This is a genomic window from Algisphaera agarilytica (assembly GCF_014207595.1).
GTDB lineage: Bacteria > Planctomycetota > Phycisphaerae > Phycisphaerales > Phycisphaeraceae > Algisphaera > Algisphaera agarilytica.
In genome coordinates, this window is sequence record NZ_JACHGY010000001.1 from 1,673,375 (window position 1) to 1,694,978 (window position 21,604).

General features: G+C 64.9%; 16 protein-coding genes. 6 read left to right on the forward strand and 10 right to left on the reverse strand.

Going from position 1 to position 21,604, the window contains the following annotated elements; all coding sequences use genetic code 11:
• Positions 1-101: 101 nt before the first annotated feature.
• Positions 102-914, reverse strand: a complete 813-nt coding sequence (locus HNQ40_RS07065) for a dienelactone hydrolase family protein (RefSeq protein ID WP_184677177.1) — start codon at positions 912-914, stop codon at positions 102-104.
• Between the two features lie 173 nt (positions 915-1,087).
• Between HNQ40_RS07065 and HNQ40_RS07070 the strand changes: the two genes are divergently transcribed.
• Positions 1,088-2,293, forward strand: a complete 1,206-nt coding sequence (locus HNQ40_RS07070; RefSeq protein WP_184677178.1) for a TlpA disulfide reductase family protein — start codon at positions 1,088-1,090, stop codon at positions 2,291-2,293.
• A 125-nt stretch (positions 2,294-2,418) separates the two neighbouring features.
• On the opposite strand, the gene HNQ40_RS07075 is transcribed toward HNQ40_RS07070, so the two are convergent.
• The 3 genes from HNQ40_RS07075 to HNQ40_RS07085 all read right to left on the reverse strand — a co-directional run bounded on the left by HNQ40_RS07075 (position 2,419) and on the right by HNQ40_RS07085 (position 9,864).
• The gene (locus tag HNQ40_RS07075; RefSeq protein ID WP_184677179.1) at positions 2,419-3,963 is read right to left on the reverse strand and encodes a glutamate synthase subunit beta; all 1,545 of its coding nucleotides are present in this window, start codon (positions 3,961-3,963) and stop codon (positions 2,419-2,421) included.
• 178 nt (positions 3,964-4,141) lie between these two features.
• On the reverse strand, positions 4,142-8,866 hold the full coding sequence (gene gltB, locus HNQ40_RS07080; protein WP_184677180.1) for a glutamate synthase large subunit: 4,725 nt from the start codon (positions 8,864-8,866) through the stop codon (positions 4,142-4,144).
• 8 nt (positions 8,867-8,874) lie between these two features.
• Entirely contained in the window at positions 8,875-9,864 is a 990-nt protein-coding gene (locus HNQ40_RS07085; RefSeq protein ID WP_184677181.1) for a LysR family transcriptional regulator, read from the reverse strand.
• Positions 9,865-10,180: 316 nt separating this feature from the next.
• Between HNQ40_RS07085 and dacB the strand changes: the two genes are divergently transcribed.
• The 4 genes from dacB to HNQ40_RS07105 all read left to right on the forward strand — a co-directional run bounded on the left by dacB (position 10,181) and on the right by HNQ40_RS07105 (position 14,996).
• Entirely contained in the window at positions 10,181-11,731 is a 1,551-nt protein-coding gene (dacB, locus tag HNQ40_RS07090) for a D-alanyl-D-alanine carboxypeptidase/D-alanyl-D-alanine endopeptidase (protein WP_184677182.1), read from the forward strand.
• Positions 11,732-12,484: 753 nt separating this feature from the next.
• A complete protein-coding gene (locus HNQ40_RS07095; protein ID WP_184677183.1) occupies positions 12,485-13,465 on the forward strand; it encodes an aldo/keto reductase in 981 nt (326 codons plus the stop codon).
• 229 nt (positions 13,466-13,694) lie between these two features.
• Complete coding sequence (locus HNQ40_RS07100) at positions 13,695-14,303, forward strand: CIA30 family protein (protein WP_184677184.1); 609 nt, start codon at positions 13,695-13,697, stop codon at positions 14,301-14,303.
• A 153-nt stretch (positions 14,304-14,456) separates the two neighbouring features.
• Entirely contained in the window at positions 14,457-14,996 is a 540-nt protein-coding gene (locus HNQ40_RS07105) for a DUF1003 domain-containing protein (RefSeq protein ID WP_184677185.1), read from the forward strand.
• A gap of 33 nt (positions 14,997-15,029) precedes the next feature.
• Here HNQ40_RS07105 and HNQ40_RS07110 read toward each other — a convergent pair whose 3' ends face one another.
• The 6 genes from HNQ40_RS07110 to katG all read right to left on the reverse strand — a co-directional run bounded on the left by HNQ40_RS07110 (position 15,030) and on the right by katG (position 20,421).
• Positions 15,030-15,758 (reverse strand): esterase family protein, encoded by a 729-nt coding sequence (locus HNQ40_RS07110; protein WP_184677186.1) that lies wholly within the window; start codon positions 15,756-15,758, stop codon positions 15,030-15,032.
• A 79-nt stretch (positions 15,759-15,837) separates the two neighbouring features.
• Complete coding sequence (locus HNQ40_RS07115) at positions 15,838-16,467, reverse strand: SGNH/GDSL hydrolase family protein (RefSeq protein ID WP_184677187.1); 630 nt, start codon at positions 16,465-16,467, stop codon at positions 15,838-15,840.
• A 37-nt stretch (positions 16,468-16,504) separates the two neighbouring features.
• Entirely contained in the window at positions 16,505-17,011 is a 507-nt protein-coding gene (locus HNQ40_RS07120) for a SprT family zinc-dependent metalloprotease (protein WP_184677188.1), read from the reverse strand.
• A gap of 100 nt (positions 17,012-17,111) precedes the next feature.
• Positions 17,112-17,483, reverse strand: a complete 372-nt coding sequence (locus HNQ40_RS07125; protein ID WP_184677189.1) for a DUF6768 family protein — start codon at positions 17,481-17,483, stop codon at positions 17,112-17,114.
• The gene (locus tag HNQ40_RS07130) at positions 17,480-18,034 is read right to left on the reverse strand and encodes an RNA polymerase sigma factor (protein ID WP_184677190.1); all 555 of its coding nucleotides are present in this window, start codon (positions 18,032-18,034) and stop codon (positions 17,480-17,482) included. The genes HNQ40_RS07125 and HNQ40_RS07130 overlap by 4 nt, the downstream gene beginning before the upstream one ends.
• Before the next feature lie 176 nt (positions 18,035-18,210).
• Positions 18,211-20,421, reverse strand: a complete 2,211-nt coding sequence (gene katG / locus HNQ40_RS07135; protein ID WP_184677191.1) for a catalase/peroxidase HPI — start codon at positions 20,419-20,421, stop codon at positions 18,211-18,213.
• Between the two features lie 162 nt (positions 20,422-20,583).
• Here katG and HNQ40_RS07140 point away from each other — a divergent pair, with 162 nt between their 5' ends.
• Entirely contained in the window at positions 20,584-21,459 is an 876-nt protein-coding gene (locus tag HNQ40_RS07140) for a LysR family transcriptional regulator (RefSeq protein WP_184677192.1), read from the forward strand.
• The last annotated feature ends 145 nt before the right edge of the window (positions 21,460-21,604 follow it).

Genomic DNA, 21,604 nt, shown 5'->3' on the forward strand with positions numbered 1-21,604 from the left:
ATCCGGAAGTCGGGCCGCGTGATAGCTCGCTAAAGTCCGTTACTACAGCCAGACGGATAGCCTGTCCCCCTAAAAGTACGCTGCGTTTCGGCGAAGATTGCTTAGTCCGAGAACACTTCCTCGAAGAACAGCTTCATGTGTTCCCAAGAGCGCTTGTCCGCACTGCGATCGTACTTCGCGCCTTCGAGCTCGCCGGTCGCGCCGGGGTCGGTGAAGGCGTGGACCGCGCCGCTGTAGGTCAGCGTCTGCACGTCCTGACCGGCGGACTGCAGGGCGTTGGTCACTTCCAGGAGTTGTTCGTTGCTGTAGAACGGGTCGGCCTGGCCGTGGGCGATGAGGACCTTGGCCTTGACGTTGGCCGCGTCGTCGCTGCCTTCGCGCGGGGGCATCAGGCTGCCGTGGAAGCTGACGATGCCCGCGAGCTCGGCCCCGTCGTAGGCGAGTTCGAGCACGGTTGTCCCGCCGAAGCAGTAGCCGATCGCGGCGCAACGCGTGGGGTCGACGTTGGGCTGCTGCTTGAGCATTTCCAGGCCCGCGGCGGCACGGGCACGGAACAGGTCGCGGTCCTGATAGAACGCCCCGGCGAGTTGGCCGGCCTGGTTCGGGTCGTCGGTGTAGACGTCCTTGCCGTACATGTCGAGCACCACCGCGATGTAGCCGAGCTCGGCGAGCTGGCGTGCGCGGTGACGGGCGTATTCACCCTGGCCCCACCAGGCGTGGGCGATGAGGACGCCGGGCGTGGGTCCGGTCAGGCCGTCGGGCTGGGCGATGTAGGCCGAGAGCGTGACGCCCTGGTGTTCGTAATCCAGCGAACCCGTGACGATGTCGGCCCGGGCGGAAAACGCGGTAGCGGTCAGCAGCAACGCCACCATCCAGGAACAAAGTACGTTCGAGCGGTTGAGCAATCGGGTCATCGGGTATCTCCAGAGAGTTGAGTCCACCGGCCGGGGGAATCGCATTGATGGGATTCTAGCCGCAAAGTCCTCGCGGAAGACCGCCGGAGGTGGTTAGAATTATGAGGTTGATATTTCTCAAGTGGCCGGGCCGTGCCACACCTTTGCTATTTCCCGGGATTCGATAGATGAACATGACCGGACCACGCGCGTGGGTATTGGGGGCAACGTTGGGGGCGGCGATGTCCGCGGCGACTCTCCCTGCCGAAGCCGAGACACGATTCAAGGTCGGCGATCCGGTGAGTTTCGCCGTCGAAACCACCGACGGGCGGGCGATCACGTCCGGGATGCTCGAGGGCTATCTCGTCGTGGTGCACTTCTGGGCGGCGGTCTCCGAGCCGAGCATCCAGAACCTGCCCGACATCCAACGGCTGCACGAGACCTACCACAAGAAAGGCGTGGGCATCGTCAGCGTCAGCGTGGACCCCGACCCCATGGCCGCGCAGGAGATGGTCGCCGAGCAGGGCCTGGAAACCCTCATCGTCCTCAACGCCGAGCAAACGATCCCCGTCAACGCGCGGTTCTTCCGCAAGCAGTACGGCGTGCCGCACACCTTCCTGATCTCTCCCGATGGCAACCTCATCTGGGACGGGCACGGCTTTCTGCTCGAAGAACAACTCGAACAGGCGCTGATCGACTTCCCCCCGCCCACCGACGCGATCCTCGGCGAAGACCCGGCCCTGGACTTCGACCCGTTCGCCTCCAGCGTCGACCCCGAAGAGCTGGCCAAGAGCGCCGCCCAGGCCATCTTCTCCCGGCCGATCGATTTCCGCCTGCTGTTCGACTCGGTTAAGGAACTGCCGGCCGAGTCCTTCGACGAAGCGAAAGTCAAAGCCTTCGGCCGATCCGTGAAACGGACGCTGGCCAATCTCGACCCCGAGCAGCAGGAAAGCTACGACCTGTACCGCTCGGAATACCCGGGCGTCGCGCAAAACATCGACGCGTGGCTGGCCGCTTCCGACCGCAGCATCTCCTCCGGCGGCGGCGGCTCGGCCGACCCCGAACTGGTCGCCAGCAAGTTCCAGCAGGCCGAGGAAGCCGAGGCCGACGGCGACGAACTCGCCGCCTATGAGCTGTACCGCTGGATCGTCGACCGCGCGCCCGACAGCGACGAAGCCCTGCTCGCCCAGGACATGGTCCTCATCATGGAAGACGACGAGGCGTTCATGGCCCGCGTCCAAGGCGCGAAACTCGAAGGCAAAGCCCAGAACCTCATGACGATGGCCAAGAACTACGACAACGCCGGGTTCTACGACAAGGCTGATGAAACCTACCAGAAGATCATCGACCTCTACCCCGACACCGACGCCGCCAAGCAGGCGGCGGAAGAGTTGAAGTAACGCTTCGGGATTCGCTCGCGCGATAAACGCACCCGTAGGTCAGGTCTTCGACCTGACGCGGAGGCCATGTGGTTTCAATTATCTCCAGACGATGATGTCAGGTCGAAGACCTGACCTACGGCCGATCACCCCGCGCTCGAGGTGAGCTGCGTCGTCACGCCCGGGGCGGGCAGTTCAGAGTGGCCCATCAGGTGTTCATCGATCTTGCGTGCGGCACCACGGCCCTCGGCGATGGCCCAGACGATCAGCGAAGCACCGCGGCGCATGTCGCCCGCCACGAACACGCCGTCCACGTTGGTGGCAAACTCGCCGTACTCGGCCTTGACCGCACCGCCCCACTCATCCGTCTCGACGCCAAACTTCTCGACGAGCGTCGGCGTGTCGTGACCCGTGAAACCGATCGCCATGAACACGAGGTCGGCGGGGAACTTCTCGATGTTGCCGGTGGGCGTCGAGCTCCACTTGCCGTCCTGCTTGGTCCAGTGAAGGCGTTCGATCTCGACGTGGGTGACGTGGCCGTCGCCCTTTTCGTCGAGGAAGGCTTTGGGCAGGATGCCGTACTCGCGCGGGTCGCGGTCGAACTTGGCGGCGCCCTCGGCGTGGCCGTAGTCCACGTAGAACGTGCCCGACGGTCCCGGCCAGGGGTGGTCCTCGTCGCGCTCGTCCGGCTCGCGCTCGCGGCGGGTGATGTTGGTGATGCTCTTGCAGCCCTGGCGGATGGCGGTGCCGATGCAGTCGGTGCCGGTATCGCCGCCGCCGATGACGATCACGTCTTTGCCCTCGGCATCGATGAAGTCGCCGTCGGTAAAGTTCGAGTCGAGCAGGCTCTTGGTCGCGGGGTGGAGGTACTCCATCGCCACGTGCACGCCCGCTAAATCACGGCCCGGCAGCTTGCCCAGGTCGCGCGGCTTGAGCGCCCCGCACGCCAGCAACACCGCATCGAAGTCGCGCTTCAGGTCTTCCGGATCGATGATCTCCGACTCGCTGCCCGTGCCGTGCGCCGACGGGCCGCCGCCGACATTGCAGTTGGTCTTGAACACCACGCCCTCGGCTTCGAGCAGATCGACGCGGCGCTGCACGATGCCCTTGTCGAGCTTCATGTTCGGCACGCCGTACATCAGCAGCCCGCCGATGCGGTCGTCGCGCTCAAACACGGTCACGGCATGGCCCGCCTTGTTGAGCTGATCCGCCGCCGCCAGACCCGCGGGTCCGCTGCCGACGATCGCCACGGTCTTGCCCGTGCGGTTCGCCGGCGGGTTGGGCTTGACCCAACCTTCTTCAAACGCGCGGTCGATGATCGCGCACTCGATGCTCTTGATCGTCACCGCCGGCTCGTTGATGCCCAGCACGCAAGCGCTCTCGCACGGCGCAGGGCAGATCCGCCCGGTCCACTCGGGGAAGTTGTTGGTCTTGGCCAGCCGTTCGTACGCGTCCTGCCAGCGGTCGTGGTAGACCAGGTCGTTCCACTCGGGGATGAGGTTGTCGATCGGGCAGCCGGTGTCGGCGTGACAGAACGGCACGCCGCAGTCCATGCAGCGCGCACCCTGCTCCTGCAACACGTGCACCTCGTGCTGGGCGTAGATCTCGTGGAAATCCGAGATGCGCACCAGCGGGTCGCGCGCGGGCATCGGGTTGCGTTCGTACTCTTGAAATCCGGTGGGTTTACCCATGGTTGAACAGCCTTTGCCGCAGATTTCACCGATTACGCTGATTCGTAATCAGGCCTTACCGCGGACTCGTTTATCTCTCGAAACATTCAGACATTTCTGTCTGATGAGGATTCTTAAAATCAAATTGCCTTAAACAAAATCGGCGACGTCTGCGTCATCTGCGGCAGCATCTCCGTACTTATCCGTGGCCGACCTCCGGTTCGCCGGCCATGGCTTTTTCCTTGGCCTTCTGTTGCATCAGCACGCGGCGGTAGTCGATCGGCATGACCTTCACGAAGTTGCCCCGCTGGTTGTCCCAGTCGTCGAGCACACGCTTCGCCACGGGGCTGCCGGTGGCTTCCATGTGGCTGGTGATCATCTCGACGCACTCGGCGATGTCTTCGGGGTCCTCGAGGTCTTCGAGTTCGACCATGCCGGGGTTGCACAGCTTGGGGAACGCGCCCTCGGGGTCCCAGATGTAGGCGATCCCGCCAGACATACCCGCGGCGAAGTTGCGGCCCGTCGGGCCCAGCACCACCACGCGGCCGCCGGTCATGTACTCGCAGCCGTGGTCGCCCACGCCCTCGACCACCGCCCGGGCGCCAGAGTTCCGCACGCAGAAACGCTCGGCCGCGACGCCGCGGAAGTACGCGTCGCCGTTGGTCGCGCCGTAGAGCGCCACATTGCCCAGGATGATGTTGTCCTCGGCGGCGAAGGGGGCCTCGTCGTGCGGCTTGATGAAGATCTTGCCGCCGGACAAGCCCTTGCCGACGTAGTCGTTGGCGTCGCCGGTGAGGTTGATCGTCACGCCCGGCGCGAGCCACGCACCCAGCGACTGCCCGGCCGAGCCGGTCAGGTTGATCTGGATCGTGTTGTCGGGCAGGCCTTCGCCGAGGTACTTCTTGCTGACCTCGTTGGAGAGCATCGTCCCGACAGCGCGGTTGAGGTTGGTCACCGGCTTGTCGATCACCACGGGCGTGGCGTTCTCTAGGGTGTCCTTCGCCTCGGCGATGAGCTGGTTGTCGAAGTGCAGCTCGATCTCGTGCTCCTGCTCAATGAGCTTGCGGACGCCCACGCCCTCGTGCGGCTTGGTCGCGGGACGGAGGATCGGCGTGAGGTCCAGGCCGTCGGCCTTCCAGTGGTCGATCGCGTCGCGGGTCTTGAGCAGGTCGACCCGGCCGATCAGTTCGTCGATCGAGCGGATGCCGATCTTCGCCATGTACTGCCGGGCTTCCTCGGCGACGAGGAAGAGGAAGTTGATGACGTGCTCGGGCGTGCCGTTGAACTTCTTACGTAGGTCTTTGTCCTGCGTGCAGATGCCCACGGGGCAGGTGTTGAGGTGGCACTTCCGCATCATGATGCAGCCGATGGACACCAGCGGCGCGGTGGCGAAGCCGTACTCTTCCGCACCGAGGCACGCGGCGATCGCGACGTCGCGGCCGGTCTTGAACCCGCCGTCGGTTTCGAGGCGGACCCGGCTGCGCAGGTCGTTGAGCACCAGCGTCTGGTGCGTCTCGGCCAGGCCGAGCTCCCACGGCAGGCCCGCGTGCTTGATCGAAGTCAGCGGCGAAGCGCCGGTGCCGCCGTCGTGGCCGGAGATCAGGATGTGGTCGGCCTTGGCCTTGGACACACCCGCCGCGATCGTGCCGACACCGACTTCCGCGACCAGCTTGACCGACACGTCGGCCGTGCGGTTGGACCGCTTGAGGTCGAAGATGAGCTGCGAGAGGTCTTCGATGGAGTAGATGTCGTGGTGCGGCGGCGGGGAGATGAGGCCCACGCCGGGCGTCGAGTGGCGGATGCTGGCGATGTACGGGTCGACCTTGAAGCCGGGCAGCTGACCGCCCTCGCCGGGCTTGGCGCCCTGGGCGATCTTGATCTGCAGGAGGTCCGCGTTGGCCAGGTAGTAGCTGGTCACGCCGAACCGGCCCGAGGCGATCTGCTTGATGGCCGACCGCTTGGACTTCACGCTGCCGTCTTCGTATTGGTCGAGGCTGAAGCGTTTGGGGTCTTCGCCGCCCTCGCCGGAGTTCGAGTAGCCGCCGATGCGGTTCATCGCCAGCGCGAGGGTTTCGTGCGACTCCTTGGACAGCGCGCCCAGCGACATCGCGCCGGTGCGGAACCGCTTAACGATCTCCTTGGCCGGCTCGACTTCTTCGAGCGGGATGCTCAGCGACGCATCGTCAACAAAGCTCAGCAGGCCGCGGAGGGTGCAGCGCTGACGCGAGTCGTCATTGCACAGCTTCGAGTACTCGTCGTATGCGGCGTGGCTGTTGGTGCGAGCGGCGATCTGCAGGTTCGCGATCGACCGCGGGCTGAACGCGTGGGCCTCGCCCTCGGGACGCCAGTGATACTCGCCGGGGTTGGGCAGCTGGTTCTTGGCCTTGGGGTTGCGCGGACGGACGGGGAAGCCGATCTCGTGGCGGCGACGCCCTTCCTTGGCCAGCACGTCCCAGCCCACGCCCTGGAGGCGCGAGGCGGTGGCGGTGAAGCTGCGGTCGATGATCTCGTCGTGCAGGCCGACGCACTCGAAGATCTGCGCGCCCTTGTACGAGGCGAGCGTCGAGATGCCCATCTTGGACATGACCTTCTTGATGCCGGCGCCGACCGAGTTGATGTAGGTCTGGACGATCTCTTCGTTGCCCAGCTCGGGGTCGAGGACCGCCTCGTCACGCAGCGAGTACATGGCTTGGTAAGCGAGGTACGGGTTGACCGCGTCGCAGCCGTAGCCCGCGAGGGTGCAGAAGTGTTGGACTTCGCGGGCCTCGCCGGACTCGAGCACGAGGCCGATCTTGGTGCGGGACTCGTTGCGGACCAGGTGGTGGTGGACCGTGCCGACGGCCAGCAGCGAGGGCAGCGCGATCCGGCCCGGGCCGGCGTTGCGGTCGCTGAGCACAACAAGCTGATAGCCCGCGGTGATCGCGTCGCTAGCCTCGGCGCAGATGCGGTCGAGCGCGGCCTTGAGCGCGGCGCCTTCCGCGGCGTCGGCTTCGCCGTTCATCCCGGAGGTGTCGGGCTTTTCGTAGGTGATGTCGATCGTCTGGGTGCGCCAGCCGTTCGACGCGTCCGAGCCGTCGAGCGCTTGCAGCGAGGCGAGCTCGGCATCGGTCAGCACGGGCTGCTCAAGACGCAGCCGCTTGCACTGATCGGCGGTGGTGTCGAGGACGTTGCCCTCGGGGCCGATGCTGGTTTGCAGCGACATGATAATCGTCTCGCGCAGCGGGTCGATCGGCGGGTTGGTCACCTGCGCGAAGAGCTGCTTGAAGTAGTCGTAAAGAAGCCGCGGCTTGTCGGAGAGCACGGCGAGCGCCGCGTCGTTGCCCATCGAGCCGAGCGCTTCCTTGGACTTGCTGCCGGCGTTGACCATGGGCAGCAGGATCATGTTCAGGTGTTCGACGGTGTAGCCGAACGACTGCATGAGCGCCAGACGCGTCTCGGGGTCCATGTCGTTCTTGGCTTCGGGCGACGCAGGCGTGCCGGGCACCGAAGCACCCGAGCCGTTGGCTTCGGGCAGGTCCGCGAGAGTCATGCGGTTGTCGCCGAGCCACTCGCCGTAGGGGCGGGCGTCGGCGATGGAGTTCTTGACCTCGTCGTCGGCGACGATGCGGCCCTCTTCGAAGTTCACCAGGAACATCCGTCCCGGTTGCAGCCGGCCCTTCTTCACGACGTCCTTCGGCTCAACGTCCACGACGCCGACTTCCGACGCCATGATCACGCGGTCGTCGCTGGTGACGTAGTAGCGCGACGGACGCAGGCCGTTGCGGTCGAGGGTCGCGCCGATGACCTTGCCGTCGGTAAAGCCGATCGACGCCGGGCCGTCCCACGGCTCCATAAGGTTGGCGTGGTACTCATAGAACGCGGTCTTGTTCTCGGGCATCGACTCGTGGTTTTCCCACGCCTCGGGCACCATCATCATGACCACTTCCGGCAGCGTTCGGCCGGACATGTAGAGCATCTCCAGCACGTTGTCCATGCTGCCTGAGTCCGACGCGTCGGGGTTGACGATGGGGAACAGCTCGGCGAGTTCGCGTTCGTCGAACTGCTGGCTCTGCATCAGGCCTTGGCGGGCGCGGATCCAGTTCTTGTTGCCCTGGACGGTGTTGATCTCGCCGTTGTGCGACATCATCCGGCAGGGCTGGGCGCGGTCCCAGCTGGGGAAGGTGTTGGTGCTGAAGCGCGAGTGCACCATCGCGAGGTGCGAGGCGTAGTCGGTGTCGCGCAGGTCGGGGTAGAACAGCGGCACCTGGCCGGAGGTCAGCTGGCCCTTGTACACGATGATGCGCGACGACAGCGAGCAGACGTAGAAGCTGCCGGCGGGGATCAGCTCGGGCTGGGCGAGCGTGAGGTTGATGACCTGGTTGCGGACGACGTAGAGCTTGCGCTCGAAGCTGTCCTGGTCGACGCTCTCGGGGCGGGCCACGAAGAGCTGCTTGATGACGGGCATCGCCGCGAGGGCCGACGGGCCGATGTCGGCGCCTTCGGGCTCGACGGGCATGTCACGCCAACCGATCAGCGGGAGGTCCGCCTTGGCCAGGCATTCCTCGTAAAGCTTGATGCAGAAGGCCTGGGCTTCGTCGTTGGTGGGCAGGAAGATGTTGCCCGCGGCGTAGTCGCCGAGGCCCGGCAGGTCGAGGCCAGCGTCGCGCTTGGCGACTTTGACCAGCAGCTCGTGGGGCAGGCCGGTGAGGATGCCCGCGCCGTCGCCGGTGTTCTTCTCGCAGCCGCACGCGCCGCGGTGGTCCATGCGGTGCAGCATCTCCAGCGCATCGGTGACGATGGTGTGCGACGGCTGGCCCTTGAGGTGGGCGATGAAGCCGATGCCGCAGGCGTCTTTTTCGTAGGCCGGGTCGTACAGACCCTGCTTGGCGGGGAAGCCGGTGGACGCGGGGCGGACGGACGGAGAGTTGGGGTTGGATTCGGACATAGCAGGACTCATCGCTTGGCTCCCACGAGAGGGGCCGACGCAGCGGCGCCGGCGAGGGTGGAAGCGGGAGAAGAAGATTCAGAAGACGAAAGGGAGACGCGGGGCTCGTCTTGCCCGGCGTGTTGGAGCAGGAAATCAACAAAGACCGCGGTCGCCAAAGGCAGCGCCGCGTGTTGCTTGTGCGGGCGCGGCGTAATCAGACCCATGGGCCGCACCAGCGTGGGTGTCAGGCTCACGACCGACAACGAGCCGACTTCAACTTCGTGACGCACCGTGCGTTTGGGCAGGATCGCGAAACGATCGGTCGCGGCGACGGCCGACTTGAGCGTGTCGAGGTTGTCGAACGAGTGGGCGGTGATCGGCGTCGCGCCGTGCTGCTTGAGGTACTGCGCCACACCTCGGCCGACGGGCAGGTCTGTGTCGAAGCTGACCATCTCCTGGCCGCTGAGCTCCTGCGCCTCGACGCTTTCGCGTCCCGCCAGAGCGTGGTTGGGTGGGCAGACGACCGCCATCTCCTCGTCCCGCAGCGCGATCACGCCGACCTTCTTAAAACGATCGGGGTAGCTGAGCAGGCCCAGGTCGGCCCGGCCCTCGATCACCGACTGATACACCGCATCCGGTTTCTCGTAGGCGATCTGCACGTTGATCTGCGGCCGCTGCTGCTCGAACTCTTCGCTGACCTGACGCAGCAGGTCGATCCCCGAAGAGTAGATCGCCGACACCCGCACCACGCCCGACGGGCTGTCGGCCCGGGCCATCACCGCCCGCTCCAGGCGATCGTAACGCTGCAGCACATCGCCCACCCCCGCGAGGAAGACCTTGCCCGCCTCGGTCAGCTCCAGCGGTCGGACGGTCCGATCCAAGAGCGTAACTCCAAGCCTTTTCTCGAGTTGGTTGATCCGTTGGCTCGCCGCGGATTGCGTGATGCCGTGCATCTCAGCCGCGAGGGAGATGCTGTGGCAGCGGGCAACGTCGGAGAATAAGCGGAGATTTTGCATGGTGGGGGCAGAACCCTGGGGCCCGAGGGGTCGTTCCGTGACCCGTCCGGGGGACAAACACTACATTAAAATTTCTAATACGCCCTGAGCGGTCGATTAGTGTATCTAATGTTCTTCGAGATTTCCACCCCGGACTCCGGTTAAACCCTAGACCGACCGAGCGCCGTTCAATCCCGCCCGGGCCACCGACCCCCGGCCATCCCCCGCCCCGCCTGCCCGGTGGCCGATTCCACGAGGGCTGGTCGATAAAGTAGTCTGCAATCAGCGGCCACCGTCGCGGTGGGATTCGTGGTTTTATGCGAGGCGTAGTGTGTTGGTGAAGTTGAACATCGGCCGAGCTCTGCGTCCGGGTGCCAGTTGGCGGGTGTTGGTGCTCACCCTCACCGCCCTGCTCGCCCTGCCCGCTGATGCCGGACTCGAAACCGACATCCAGCAGATCCTGTCGGGCGCGGCGCTGGGCAAGACCCGCACCGCCGTGTTGCTGGTGGACCTGACCACCGGCGAACCGCTCGTCGAACTCGACGCCGACAACCCCATGGTCCCCGCGTCGAACATGAAGCTCATCACCACCGCCGCGGCGCTCACCCGCCTCGGCCCCGACTTCAAGTTCAGCACCCGGCTCTCGCTCATTCCCCCCACCGAAACCGAAGCCCCCGCCAGCGCCTCGGCCCGCGACCTCGCCAAAACCGCCACGCTCCCCTCGCTGCTCATCCGCGGTGAGGGCGACCCCGCGTTCGGCGACCCCGTGCTGCTCGCCCAGGCCGGCTTCGAAGTCGACGACCTGATCGACATCTGGATCAAGGCCATCGTCGACACCGGCCACACCCGCTTCGATCAGCTCCTGCTCGACGACCTGATCTTCGACGCCGTCCGCGTCCACCCCGATTGGCCCGCCGACCAGCTCCACTACTACTACTGTGCCCAGATCGGCGCGATCAACTTCCACGAAAACGTCATGGCCGTGCTGCCCGTGCCGTCCGACGCGGTCGGCCAATCGCCCATCGTCCAGCTCTTCCCCTACTACACCGGGCTCCCCACCCAGAACCGCGCGACCACCGGCAACGTCGACGACTTCCGCATCCAACGCCCCAACGGCACCAACCGCTTCGTCTTCCTCGGCAGCGTCCGCAACCGCCGGTCCGAGCCCTACCGCGTCACCGTCGACGACCCCGCGATGTTCCTGGGCAAGTTCCTGCAGTACAAACTCAAGCAAGTCGGCATCCGCGTGAACCGCGTCGTCCGCGTCAAGCCCAGCGACCGCGTCCCCGAACAAGACACCGAGATCCTCCACCAGCTCAACACCACGCTGGCCGGCGTGATCGACCGCACCAACCAGGACTCGCAGAACATGTTTGCCGAGGCCTTGCTCAAACGCATGGGCCACGAACTCACCGGCGAGCCCGGGAGCTTCCGCAACGGCGCCTCGGCCGTCCGCCTCTACCTCCGCGACAAACTCGCGTCCCGCGTCGGGCTCACCGCGGTCCGCGTCTCCGACGGCTCGGGCCTCTCGCCCAACAACCGCGCCACCGCCCGTGTCCTGGTCGAAGTTCTCAGCGCGATGCGCCAAGACGACACGCTCGGCCCGATCTTCGCCGCGTCGCTGTCCCACGCCGGGCACAACGGTACGCTCCGCCAACGCCTCCGCGACCTCCGCGCCGATGTCTACGGCAAGTCCGGCTACCTCGGGGCCTCGGCCAACTACGCCTCGACCCTCTCGGGCTACATCGTCCGGCCCGACGGCCGAACCTACGCCTTCGCCATGCTCTTCAACGGCTTCCAGCCGCCCATCACCAGCACCCGCATCAAACAGGTCCAGGACCAGATCCTGACCAAGATCGACGAGTCGATCTCACGCGTCCGCAACTAACCGCGCGTTTAGCGGGCGACGCGAAGCGTCCCGCGCAAACAATCCCAAATTGCCAAAGAGCGAACCCGTGTCCCCCGCACCACCCGCTGCCGTGGCCGGCGTGGGGTGGGTGGGTGGGATTCAGTTGAACCGCGAAGACGCGAAGGACGCGAAGGCAAACCATTAGTTTGAATTCAATCTCATCTGCCTTGCTTCGCGCTCTTCGCGCCTTCGCGGTTCAACCTTTCCCCGAACACGGACCCTCGACCAACGACGACGGGTTCCGACCTTGAGCGATCCCGGCAAGGTGGTGAGCTCAAGCGTCGCCACGCACCCGACGTGTGCGTCAGCCCGGTTCCACGGGTATGGGCGTGCTTGGTGCCTTGCCTGTGCGGCCTTCACGCCTTGAGTGCCACCGTGGTCCGACATTGGGGGACAGAACGGGTCAGGTGTGCGCACGGACAAGTCGCTAATTTCACGGAAGTGAGTACTGACAAGGAGTAAGAATTTTTCTGCGTTGATGATTTTCTGGGTTGCGGCCCGACCGACCGTGCGCACACGAGTGACGCTGCCTTGGCCCCCTCTCCCCCCGGGAGAGGGTTGGGGTGAGGGCACCCGCCATGAACCTGGCCACACCCTGCGCACGAGAACTTCAACCCGCCCTCACCCCGGCCCTCTCCCGGAGGGAGAGGGGGCAAGACTGATCCGTAGCGTTATTCGCAGGGCTACAATCGCGGTGTCCCTTCGGTTCCATCCCCTCCACGAAAGCCTCCCATGAATTACCGCGTCCTCGGCCGCACCGGCGTCAAAGTCCACCCGCTCTGCCTCGGCACCATGAACTTCGGCAGCTTCACCCCGCCCGAAGACGCCCACGCCATCCTCAACGCCTACACCGAAGGCGGCGGCAACTTTGTCGACACCGCCAACGTCTACAACAACGGCCAAAGCGAATCCATCATCGGCGACTGGATGGCGAACGAAAACAACCGTGACGAATTCGTCCTCTCCACCAAAGTCCACGGCAAGCGCGGCGAGAACATCAACCAACAAGGCAACCACCGCTGGCACATCGTCCGCGAAGTCGAAGAATCGCTGAAGCGTCTGAAGACCGACCGCATCGACCTGTACCACATCCACCGCCCCGACCCCGACACGCCGATTGATCAGACGCTGCGAGCGCTCGACGATCTGGTCCGCTCGGGCAAGGTGCTGTACCTGGCGAGTTCGACCTTCCCCGCCTGGGAGTTGGCCGAGGCCCACTTCATCGCCAAGGAGCTCGGCACCGCGCGCTTCGACGTCGAGCAACCCCCGCTGAACATCATCGACCGGCGGATCGAAAAGGAAGTCCTGCCGTTCTGCCAGCGCTACGACGTGGCGACGATCACCTGGGCCCCGCTGGCGCGTGGCCGCTTGGCCGGCAAGTACACCCGCGGCGGCCGATCGATCCCCGACGGCTCGTACTACCAGAGCCGCGGCAAGGACGACTTCCCGCCCAGCCAATGGCCGGTCATGGAGGGCGTCGACAAATTGGCAGACGAGCGCGGCTGCACCAGCAGCCAGTTCTCCATCGCCTGGTGCTTGTCGGTCCCCGGCGTCACCTGCCCCATCCTTGGCCCCCGCACCGTCGAACAACTCCAAGACAACATGGGCGCCGCCGACATCGAACTCACCCAAGCCGAGCGCGACGCCGTCGACAACCTCGTCCCCCCCGGCGAACTCTGCCGCGACGCGGGACTCGGTGCGGTGCCGCGGTAAACCGTGAACGTGAACGAGAACCGGCAATACATCAGCAATTTGAATTATTGATCGTGGTCTCCTTGAATCCGACGAGCCGCCCGCTGCGAATCCATTGATGAACTTCGGGAAGAGCCAAACCTTGGCTGCGGGCTGACGAATCACTCAAGACGAGACCCTATAAATGATCACCTATCGACAATCGTTTGCGAGTTTGACTTGGGCGCTTGGGGTTATGTTTGGAATGGGTGTGCCTGCCCACGCCGAAGACTCGGCATCCGAGACCGAGGCTGCCGCGGTGTTCCTCTTAACCGACTATACCGATCCCCAGAGCAACGACCGATGGGCCGTGGTGAACGACAACGTGATGGGCGGACGGTCCGAGGGCGATGTGTCGTTCGACGCCGATGAGCCCGGCGTCATGGTCATGACCGGCGACATCAACACCAACGGCGGCGGATTCACTTCCGTGCGGATGAATCTTGATGCTGAACTCTTCGCGTCGGAGGCTGGGGCTGCGGTGTTGGATGATCTGCAGGCCGTCCGACTGCGGGTCCGCGGCGATGCGGCTTCGCTGGGCAGACCTTTCGCGTTGCGGCTGGAAGACCGTGTGCCACGACCGCGCGGCATCAACTTCCGCACCCTTCTGCCGATCGACCAAGACGCGGACCCTAACGAGTGGCAAGAGATCACTATCCCTGTAGCCGACCTACAACCCACGTTTCGCGGCAACCGTTTGGACCCCGAGGCTTGGGCCCCGCTGGACACCTCCCAACTCGCCCGCCTCGGCCTGATCCTCAGTGACGTGGAAGACGGGCCGTACCGCCTCGAAGTCGATCGGATCGAATACTTGCGGTGATTCAGGTATTGCTCTTGAGCCACAATTTATATTCGCGTATTGCTAGGCTAGGCCTGTGATAACCGATCAAACATCGCATGTGATGTCATGTCCATCCACTAAGCGATGTCGGTTCTGTACTGCACGGCGTTCAACTTCATTGAGGAGGTGCCTATGGCTGTCAAGAAATACATCTCGAACCTCGCCCGTGCTCTGCTTGGGAAACCCTACAACAAGCTGACTGAACGCGAGAAGCGGGTGATCGATGCGATGGCGGCGGGGGAGCCGGTGGCGCAGAACGTCAATACGGTGTTTCACGAAAAATTATCCGTCGGCCAGCGGGTCGCGGACTGGATGGCGAAGGTCGCGGGGTCGTGGGGGTTCATCATCACGTTTGTGGTGATCCTGGGGAGCTGGATGACGCTCAACTCGTTCATCCTGATCCGCAACGATGTGGATGCGTTCGATCCGTACCCGTACATCCTGTTGAACCTGGTGCTGTCCACACTCGCGGCGCTGCAGGCCCCGGTGATCATGATGTCGCAGAACCGTCAATCCGAGAAGGATCGGCTCACGGCGGCGAACGCGTTTGAGGTGAGCCTGAAGACGGAGCTGGAGATTCAGCAGCTTCACAAGAAAGTGGATGAACTCACGGCCAAGCTGGTGGGAAACTCGGATGAGTCGGGGGAGAGCGAGGGGACCGGGTCGGCGTAGCCGCCCGGCTATGGGGTGATCTGAGGTTGTGGATCACATGTACCACGCCAGCATCTGGCGCCAAAACTTGGCGCGGTGGGCTTCGCCGTCCCATTCGTAGTATTGGTGGGGGATGCCTTTGCGGTGGAGGGCTTCGCTGAACTCGCGGTTGTTGGCGAGGAAGGCGTCCTCACGACCAATGACGATCGTGATGTCGAGTTTGCGGAGTTGCTCCAAACGCTCGTGGTCTTCGAGGCGGGGGATGAAGTGGCTGGGGGCGTGGTGGTAGACGAGGTCGTCGTAATGGCCGTCGAGCAGGTCGCGGAAGCTGCCGGTGTTGAGGGTGGGGTCGTATCGGCCGGAGAAGGAGATGATGCGGGAGAAAAATTGGGGTTGGCGGAGAGCGAGGGTCATGGCGTGGTAGGCGCCGAAGCTGCAGCCGTGGGCCCACATCTCGATGTGGGGGTTGAGCTTTCGGGTGAGCGGCATGACTTCGCGGAGGACGTATTCCTCGTACGCGCGGTTGCGACGCATGCGGTCGGCGGGGTTCATCCAGGTGGCGTAGAGCGCTTCGTCGTCGATGGAGTCGAGGCAGAACAGCTGCATCTGGCCGGCTTCGATGCGGGGGCGCAGCGTGCCGACGAGGCCCCAGTTTTCGTAGTCGAAGAAGCGGCCGACGCGGGTGGGGAACACGAGGACACGCGGCCCGGCGTGGCCGAAGGCGAGGAGCTCCATGTCGCGGCCGAGCGCTTGGCTGTGCCAGCGGTGGTATTCCCGCTGCATGTGGTCCTTGTGGGTTGGGGGCGTGGGTTCGGGACAGGTAGAAGATGATGAGAACAGAACGGCGATCTTTGATCGCCCGCTAAACGGGGTTGGCGTTGGCGGGTTGGGAGAGCCAGGCGACGTCGTCGCGGACGGCCTGGGCCCAGAGTTGGTAGCCGGCGGGGCTGAGGTGCAGGCCGTCGTCGGCAAAGAGTTCTTTGCGGGGATTGCCGTCGGGGCCGAGCATGCGGTCGTAGATGTCGACCCAGTCGGTGCCGGGGCGGGCACGGACGGCTTCACGGGTCCAGACGTTAACCTTGCCGATGGCTTCGCGTTTGTCCCAGCGGGCGATGCTGGGCTTGATGCTGATCCAGGCGACGGGGACGCCGGGGAGGTCGGCGTCGATTTTTTTCATCAGGGCGTGGAAGCTCTTGAGGATGGCTTCGGGTGATCGGCCGTCGCCGATGTCGTTGTCCCCGGCGTAGACGACCAGGCCGGCGGGACGCGCGGGCAGGACCATGCGTTCGAAGAAGTGGTCGCAGGCTTCGAGGGTGGACCCGCCGAAGCCGAGGTTGGCGGTCCAGGTGTGGGGGAAGTCTTGCTCGAGGGTTTCCCAGAGGCGGATGGACGAGCTGCCGTAGAAGACCACGGGGCCGGCGGGGAACTGGTTGGCCACGGCCGACTCACGGCGGGCGATCGCGTCGGCAACATCGTCTTCGTACCACTGCATGGGTTTAGCGTAGCACAGCAGCTGCGCTCGGAGGGATTCAGGCGGCGTGGAAGGTGAGTTTTCCGTGTTCGGGGCCGCAGGCTTTGCAGATGTAGGTGCGGCCCTTGGCGGGTTTGCGGTGGCGGTGGTGGGTGGTTTGGCAGCCGGGGCAGGTGGCTTGGTACTTGCCTTCGGGGGCGGCGGCGGTGGCGTTGAGGCGGTTGGGGTTGGCGCCGATGCGGAGGCAGGTGGCGCGCCAGGCGGGGCCGTGGGGGGTGTAGGTATTGGGGTGATGATCCGGGGCTTCGCTTTGCTTAGCCCTCGGCTTGGAGGGGGTGGGGGGTGGGGTTAGGGCGTGGGCGATCTCGTGGAGGATGACGTCGCGGACTTCGTGTTCGTCGTTACGGGCCACGAAGGGTGCGGAGAGTTCGATGCGTTTGGTGGTGTAGTTGCACAGGCCAAGGGCGCGTTTGCGTTGGTTGAAGCGGAAGGTCCAGCCCTCGGCGACGAGGCCGTGGGTGTGCATGAGCGACTGGGCGAGTTGGCCGGCGGAGGGCAGGTCCATGGGGGGAGTGTAGCGTGGGCCCTGTGGATCGCGTCCGCCCTATCGCGCGAAAACCGCGCCGGGGATGAGCCCGGCGCGGCAGCGGGAACTTGGAAGGTCGTTATGCCTTGCGCACGTGTTCGCTCAATACCGCAACACCGAGCTCCAGGCGTTTGACTTCACGGAGCACGCGATTGCGGTTTGAACGCATGTAGAAATAGAGCTTGATAAAGCCCGTCGCGAGGCCGAAGAAAAGCGCCGAAGTCGCCCAGATCACCGTCATCCGCAAGTCGTCGGCACGGAACATGTTCACCACCGAGACGACGAACATGATCCCCGCCAACACGGTGTCGAATAACACCATGACCAGCAGCGGGCGGGACCAACCCATAAACGCGCCACCGATTTCTTCGCGGAGGGTGTCGCGGGGGATGACCACGTCAGCGGTATCCGAGCCGAGCGATTCTTTGAGCAGGTCGTCGAGGTCGTTCATGATTGGACTCCTTCTAAAAACGGTTTGAGGTTCTGTCGTGCGGTGTGCATCCGGCTCTTCACCGTGCCGCGCGGGATGTTCAGGGCAGCAGCAATCTCGATCGTCGAGAGGTCGTCGAGGTAGTGCATCGAGAGCAGCGCCCGCTGTTCGACGGGTAGTTGTTGCAGCGCGGCCAGCACCTGCTGCACACGGTCCCGGGTTTCTTCGGCGGCGGCCGATTCGTTCGCGGCGGCCAGGTCGTCGGGCAGCGGCGCACTCCGCTTGCGGTTGCGCGACTCTTTGCGGATCCAGTCCACCGACTTGTGGTTCACGATGCGGTACGCCCAGGCGGGGAATGCTGCGGGGTCGTCGAGGCGGTGCAGGCGTTTGAGGATGCCGACCCACGCTTCCTGCGTGACGTCGCGGGCGGCCTCGGCGTTGCCGGTGACGTTGCGGGCGTGGCGCCACAGACGGGCGTGCCAGCGGTCGACCAATCGGTCTCTTGCCTCGGCCCGGCCGTCCTGTGCCGCCAGGACTAACCATTCATCCGCAACTCGGTCCGGGCTTGCCATCCCCTATAGGGTCGCTCAAGCCGGCGGGCGGTTCACGATCGGCGCATAAAAAAACCCAGCGGAGTCAAGGAATGACATCCGCCGGGCTTCCGGGGGTCGGGATTGACGTTGGCCTTAACCAACTGAGTCCGAGTATAGGCACCCCATTCCGAGGGGGTATGGGGTATCTAACTGATTTAGTCCAGTTCGAAGCGATCCAGGTTCATCACCTTGTCCCACGCCGCAACGAAGTCCTTTACAAACTTGGCTTTAGCGTCGTCACACGCGTAGACCTCGGCCAACGCGCGGAGCTGAGAATTGCTGCCGAAGACCAGATCGGCTTCGGTGGCGGTCCATTTGATCTCGCCCGAAGCATCACGGCCTTCGAGGAAATGTTCGCAGCGGGACGAAACCGCCCACTTCGTGCCCATGTCCAGCAGGTTCACGAAGAAGTCGTTGGTCAGGGTTCCGGGCTGATCGGTGAACACGCCGAGCTTGCTCTGGCCGGTGTTGGCCCCGAGGACACGGAGGCCGCCCAGCAGCACGGTCATCTCCGGGACGGTGAGGGTGAGCAGGTTGGCCTTGTCGATCAGCAGCTCGGCGGGCGAGCGCTTGTGGTCGGTGTGCAGGTAGTTGCGGAAGCCGTCGGCCGAGGGCTCGAGGTAGCCGAACGAGTGCAGGTCGGTGGTTTCCTCGGTGGCGTCGGTCCGGCCGGGGGTAAACGGCACGGTCACGTCGTGGCCCGCCTTGCGGGCGGCTTCTTCCACCGCGGCGACACCGCCGAGCACCACCAGGTCGGCAAACGAGACCTTCTTGTTGCCGGACTGCTTGGCGTTGAAGTCGGCTTGCACCTTCTCCAGCACCGGGATCACCATGGCGAGCACGGCCGGGTCGTTGGCGTCCCAGTCCTTCTGCGGCGCGAGACGGAGGCGGCCGCCGTTGGCGCCACCCCGCATGTCGGTGCCGCGGAAGCTCGACGCGGCCGCCCAGGCGGTGGCCACGTACTGCGAGATCGACGGGCCGGCGGCAAGCAGCGTGGCCTTGAGTTCAGCGACGTCGGCGTCGTCCACGAGCTCGTGGTCCACCGCCGGGACGGGGTCTTGCCACAGCTGCGGCTCGGGCACTTCCGAGCCGACCAAGCGGGCGTGGGGGCCCATGTCGCGGTGGGTCAGCTTGTACCAGGCGCGGGCGAAGGCGTCGGCAAACTGGTCGGGGTTTTCGTGGAAGCGGCGCGAGATGGGCTCGTAGATCGGGTCCATCCGCAGGGCCATGTCGGTGGTGAACATGATCGGCGCGGTGCTCTCTTCGGAGCCGTGGGGCGCGGGGACCATGTCGTCGGCTTCGGGCTTGGAGGGCACCCACTGCCACGCACCGGCCGGGCTCTTGGCGAGGTCCCAGTCGTACTTGAACAGCATGTCGAAGTAGCCGTTGTCCCACTTGGTGGGGTTGGGGGTCCAGGCGCCTTCGAGGCCGGAGGTGATGGTGTCGTTGCCCTGGCCGGACTGGTAGCTGTTCTTCCAGCCGAAGCCCTGGGCTTCGATCGCTTCGCCTTCGGGGGCGGGGCCGACGTACTCGGCGTCGCTCGCGGCGCCGTGGGCCTTACCGAAGGTGTGGCCGCCGGCGATCAGGGCGACGGTCTCTTCGTCGTTCATCGCCATGCGGGCGAAGGTTTCGCGGATGTCACGGCCAGCGGCGATCGCGCTGGGCTCACCGTTCGGGCCTTCGGGATTAACGTAGATCAGGCCCATCTGCACCGCACCCAGCGGCGTCTCGAGGATACGGTCGCCGGTGTAGCGTTCGTCGGCGAGCCATTCCTTCTCGGGGCCCCAGTACACGTCTTCTTCGGGTTCCCAGACATCCGCTCGGCCGCCGGCGAAGCCGAAGGTCTTGAAGCCCATCGACTCGAGCGCAACGTTACCCACGAGGATCATCAGGTCGGCCCAGGACAGCTTGCGGCCGTACTTCGCCTTGATCGGCCAGAGCAGGCGGCGGGCCTTGTCGAGGTTGGCGTTGTCGGGCCAGGAGTTGAGCGGGGCGAAGCGGTGCGAGCCCGAGCCCGCGCCGCCGCGGCCATCAAACACGCGGTAGGTGCCGGCCGAGTGCCAGGCGAGGCGGATCATCAGCGGGCCGTAGTGGCCCCAGTCGGCGGGCCACCAGTCCTGGCTGGTGGTCAGGACCTCTTCGATGTCTTTCTTCACCGTGGGCAGGTCGAGCGTCTGGAACTCCGCGGCGTAGTCGAAGTCTTCCTCCATCGGGTCGATGTGAGGCGAGTTCTGCTTGAGCACGCGCAGGTTGATCTGGTCGGGCCACCAGCGGTGGTTTGCACCCGAGCCGACGGTGTCGGCCTGCGGGGCGTTGGCACTGAGGTACGGGCATTGGCTGGCGTCGGACGAGGGCGTGTCGGGCATGGCGGGTTCCTTCCGAATTGAGGCGATGGATGAAAAGACGTCGCCCGCACCACCCCCCCGATGGCACCAACGACGTCGCACTAAATATAGAGCATTCCGGTCGATTCTGGTGATAATCAAGCCATATCATTTATCTATAAATATGATAATCTTGGACTATCAATGGAAATCCACCAACTTCGCTACTTCCTGGCCGTGGCCGAGCAGGGCGGGATGCGTCAGGCCGCCCGGGTCTGCCACGTCACCCAGCCGACCTTGAGCATGCAGATACAGAAACTCGAAGACGAGCTGGGGCACCGGCTGTTTGACCGCTCGTCCCGGGGGACCGAGCTCACCGAGGCGGGCCGGTCGCTGCTGCCTCGGGCGCGGAAGATCCTCGGCGAGCTGTCGGTCACGCTCGACACCGTCCGCGCCGACGTCGAGCGTGGGCGTGGCCGGCTGCGTGTCGGCGCGATCCCGACGATCGCGCCGTTTCTGTTGCCGCCCGCCGTGCGCCGGTTCCAGAAGCAAAACCCCGAGGCCGAGCTGGTCATCGCCGAGGACGTCACTGCGAGCCTCATCGAGGAACTCGTCGCCTCACGGCTGGACCTGGCGTTCATGAGCCTGCCCCTCGACGACGAACGCATCACCTTTGAACACCTCTTCGACGAACCGCTCTCGGTGGTTATGGCCAAGGAAGACCCCTTGGCCGAGCGTAAGACCGTTCGGCCGAACGACCTGGTCGACCGCCCCCCCATCGTGCTGCACGACATGCACTGTCTGGGTCAGCGGGTGCAGGCCTACTGCGAGGTCATCGGATTGGGCGAGCACGAGCAGTGGAAAGCCGCGCAGCTCGCGACCGTGCAGGAATGGGTTGCGCTCGGGCTGGGGGTTTCGCTGTTACCGCGCATGGTGGCCGAGCGCGACCGGTCGGCGAAGCGGGTGTACCGCCCGCTGGCCAAGCCCGTGCCGACGCGGGCGGTGGTCGCGGCGCACCGGGCCGATCGGCCGTTGTCGGTCTTAGGCCGGTCGTTGGTCGACGCGGTGATGCAGGATTGAACGCGTGTTGGCGTTTACCCCCCTCCCTGGAGGGAGGGGTTGGGGGAGGGTGCTGAGAACTCGGCGAATGTCGAAGACTCGACACCCCCACCCAACCTCCCCCTCAAGGGGGAGGAGTAAAGAAGGCGTTAAACGCGCCCACCGC

What these genes read in the sequence shown, in the direction of transcription:
- HNQ40_RS07105 (WP_184677185.1), top strand. Translation starts at nt 14,457, where the DNA reads ATGGCTGTCAAGAAATACATCTCGAACCTCGCCCGTGCTCTGCTTGGG.
- HNQ40_RS07065 (WP_184677177.1), bottom strand. Translation starts at nt 914, where the DNA reads ATGACCCGATTGCTCAACCGCTCGAACGTACTTTGTTCCTGGATGGTG.
- HNQ40_RS07120 (WP_184677188.1), bottom strand. Translation starts at nt 17,011, where the DNA reads ATGGACCTGCCCTCCGCCGGCCAACTCGCCCAGTCGCTCATGCACACC.
- HNQ40_RS07075 (WP_184677179.1), bottom strand. Translation starts at nt 3,963, where the DNA reads ATGGGTAAACCCACCGGATTTCAAGAGTACGAACGCAACCCGATGCCC.
- HNQ40_RS07130 (WP_184677190.1), bottom strand. Translation starts at nt 18,034, where the DNA reads ATGGCAAGCCCGGACCGAGTTGCGGATGAATGGTTAGTCCTGGCGGCA.
- HNQ40_RS07095 (WP_184677183.1), top strand. Translation starts at nt 12,485, where the DNA reads ATGAATTACCGCGTCCTCGGCCGCACCGGCGTCAAAGTCCACCCGCTC.
- HNQ40_RS07070 (WP_184677178.1), top strand. Translation starts at nt 1,088, where the DNA reads ATGACCGGACCACGCGCGTGGGTATTGGGGGCAACGTTGGGGGCGGCG.
- katG (WP_184677191.1), bottom strand. Translation starts at nt 20,421, where the DNA reads ATGCCCGACACGCCCTCGTCCGACGCCAGCCAATGCCCGTACCTCAGT.
- HNQ40_RS07110 (WP_184677186.1), bottom strand. Translation starts at nt 15,758, where the DNA reads ATGCAGCGGGAATACCACCGCTGGCACAGCCAAGCGCTCGGCCGCGAC.
- gltB (WP_184677180.1), bottom strand. Translation starts at nt 8,866, where the DNA reads ATGTCCGAATCCAACCCCAACTCTCCGTCCGTCCGCCCCGCGTCCACC.
- HNQ40_RS07115 (WP_184677187.1), bottom strand. Translation starts at nt 16,467, where the DNA reads ATGCAGTGGTACGAAGACGATGTTGCCGACGCGATCGCCCGCCGTGAG.
- HNQ40_RS07125 (WP_184677189.1), bottom strand. Translation starts at nt 17,483, where the DNA reads ATGAACGACCTCGACGACCTGCTCAAAGAATCGCTCGGCTCGGATACC.
- HNQ40_RS07085 (WP_184677181.1), bottom strand. Translation starts at nt 9,864, where the DNA reads ATGCAAAATCTCCGCTTATTCTCCGACGTTGCCCGCTGCCACAGCATC.
- HNQ40_RS07140 (WP_184677192.1), top strand. Translation starts at nt 20,584, where the DNA reads ATGGAAATCCACCAACTTCGCTACTTCCTGGCCGTGGCCGAGCAGGGC.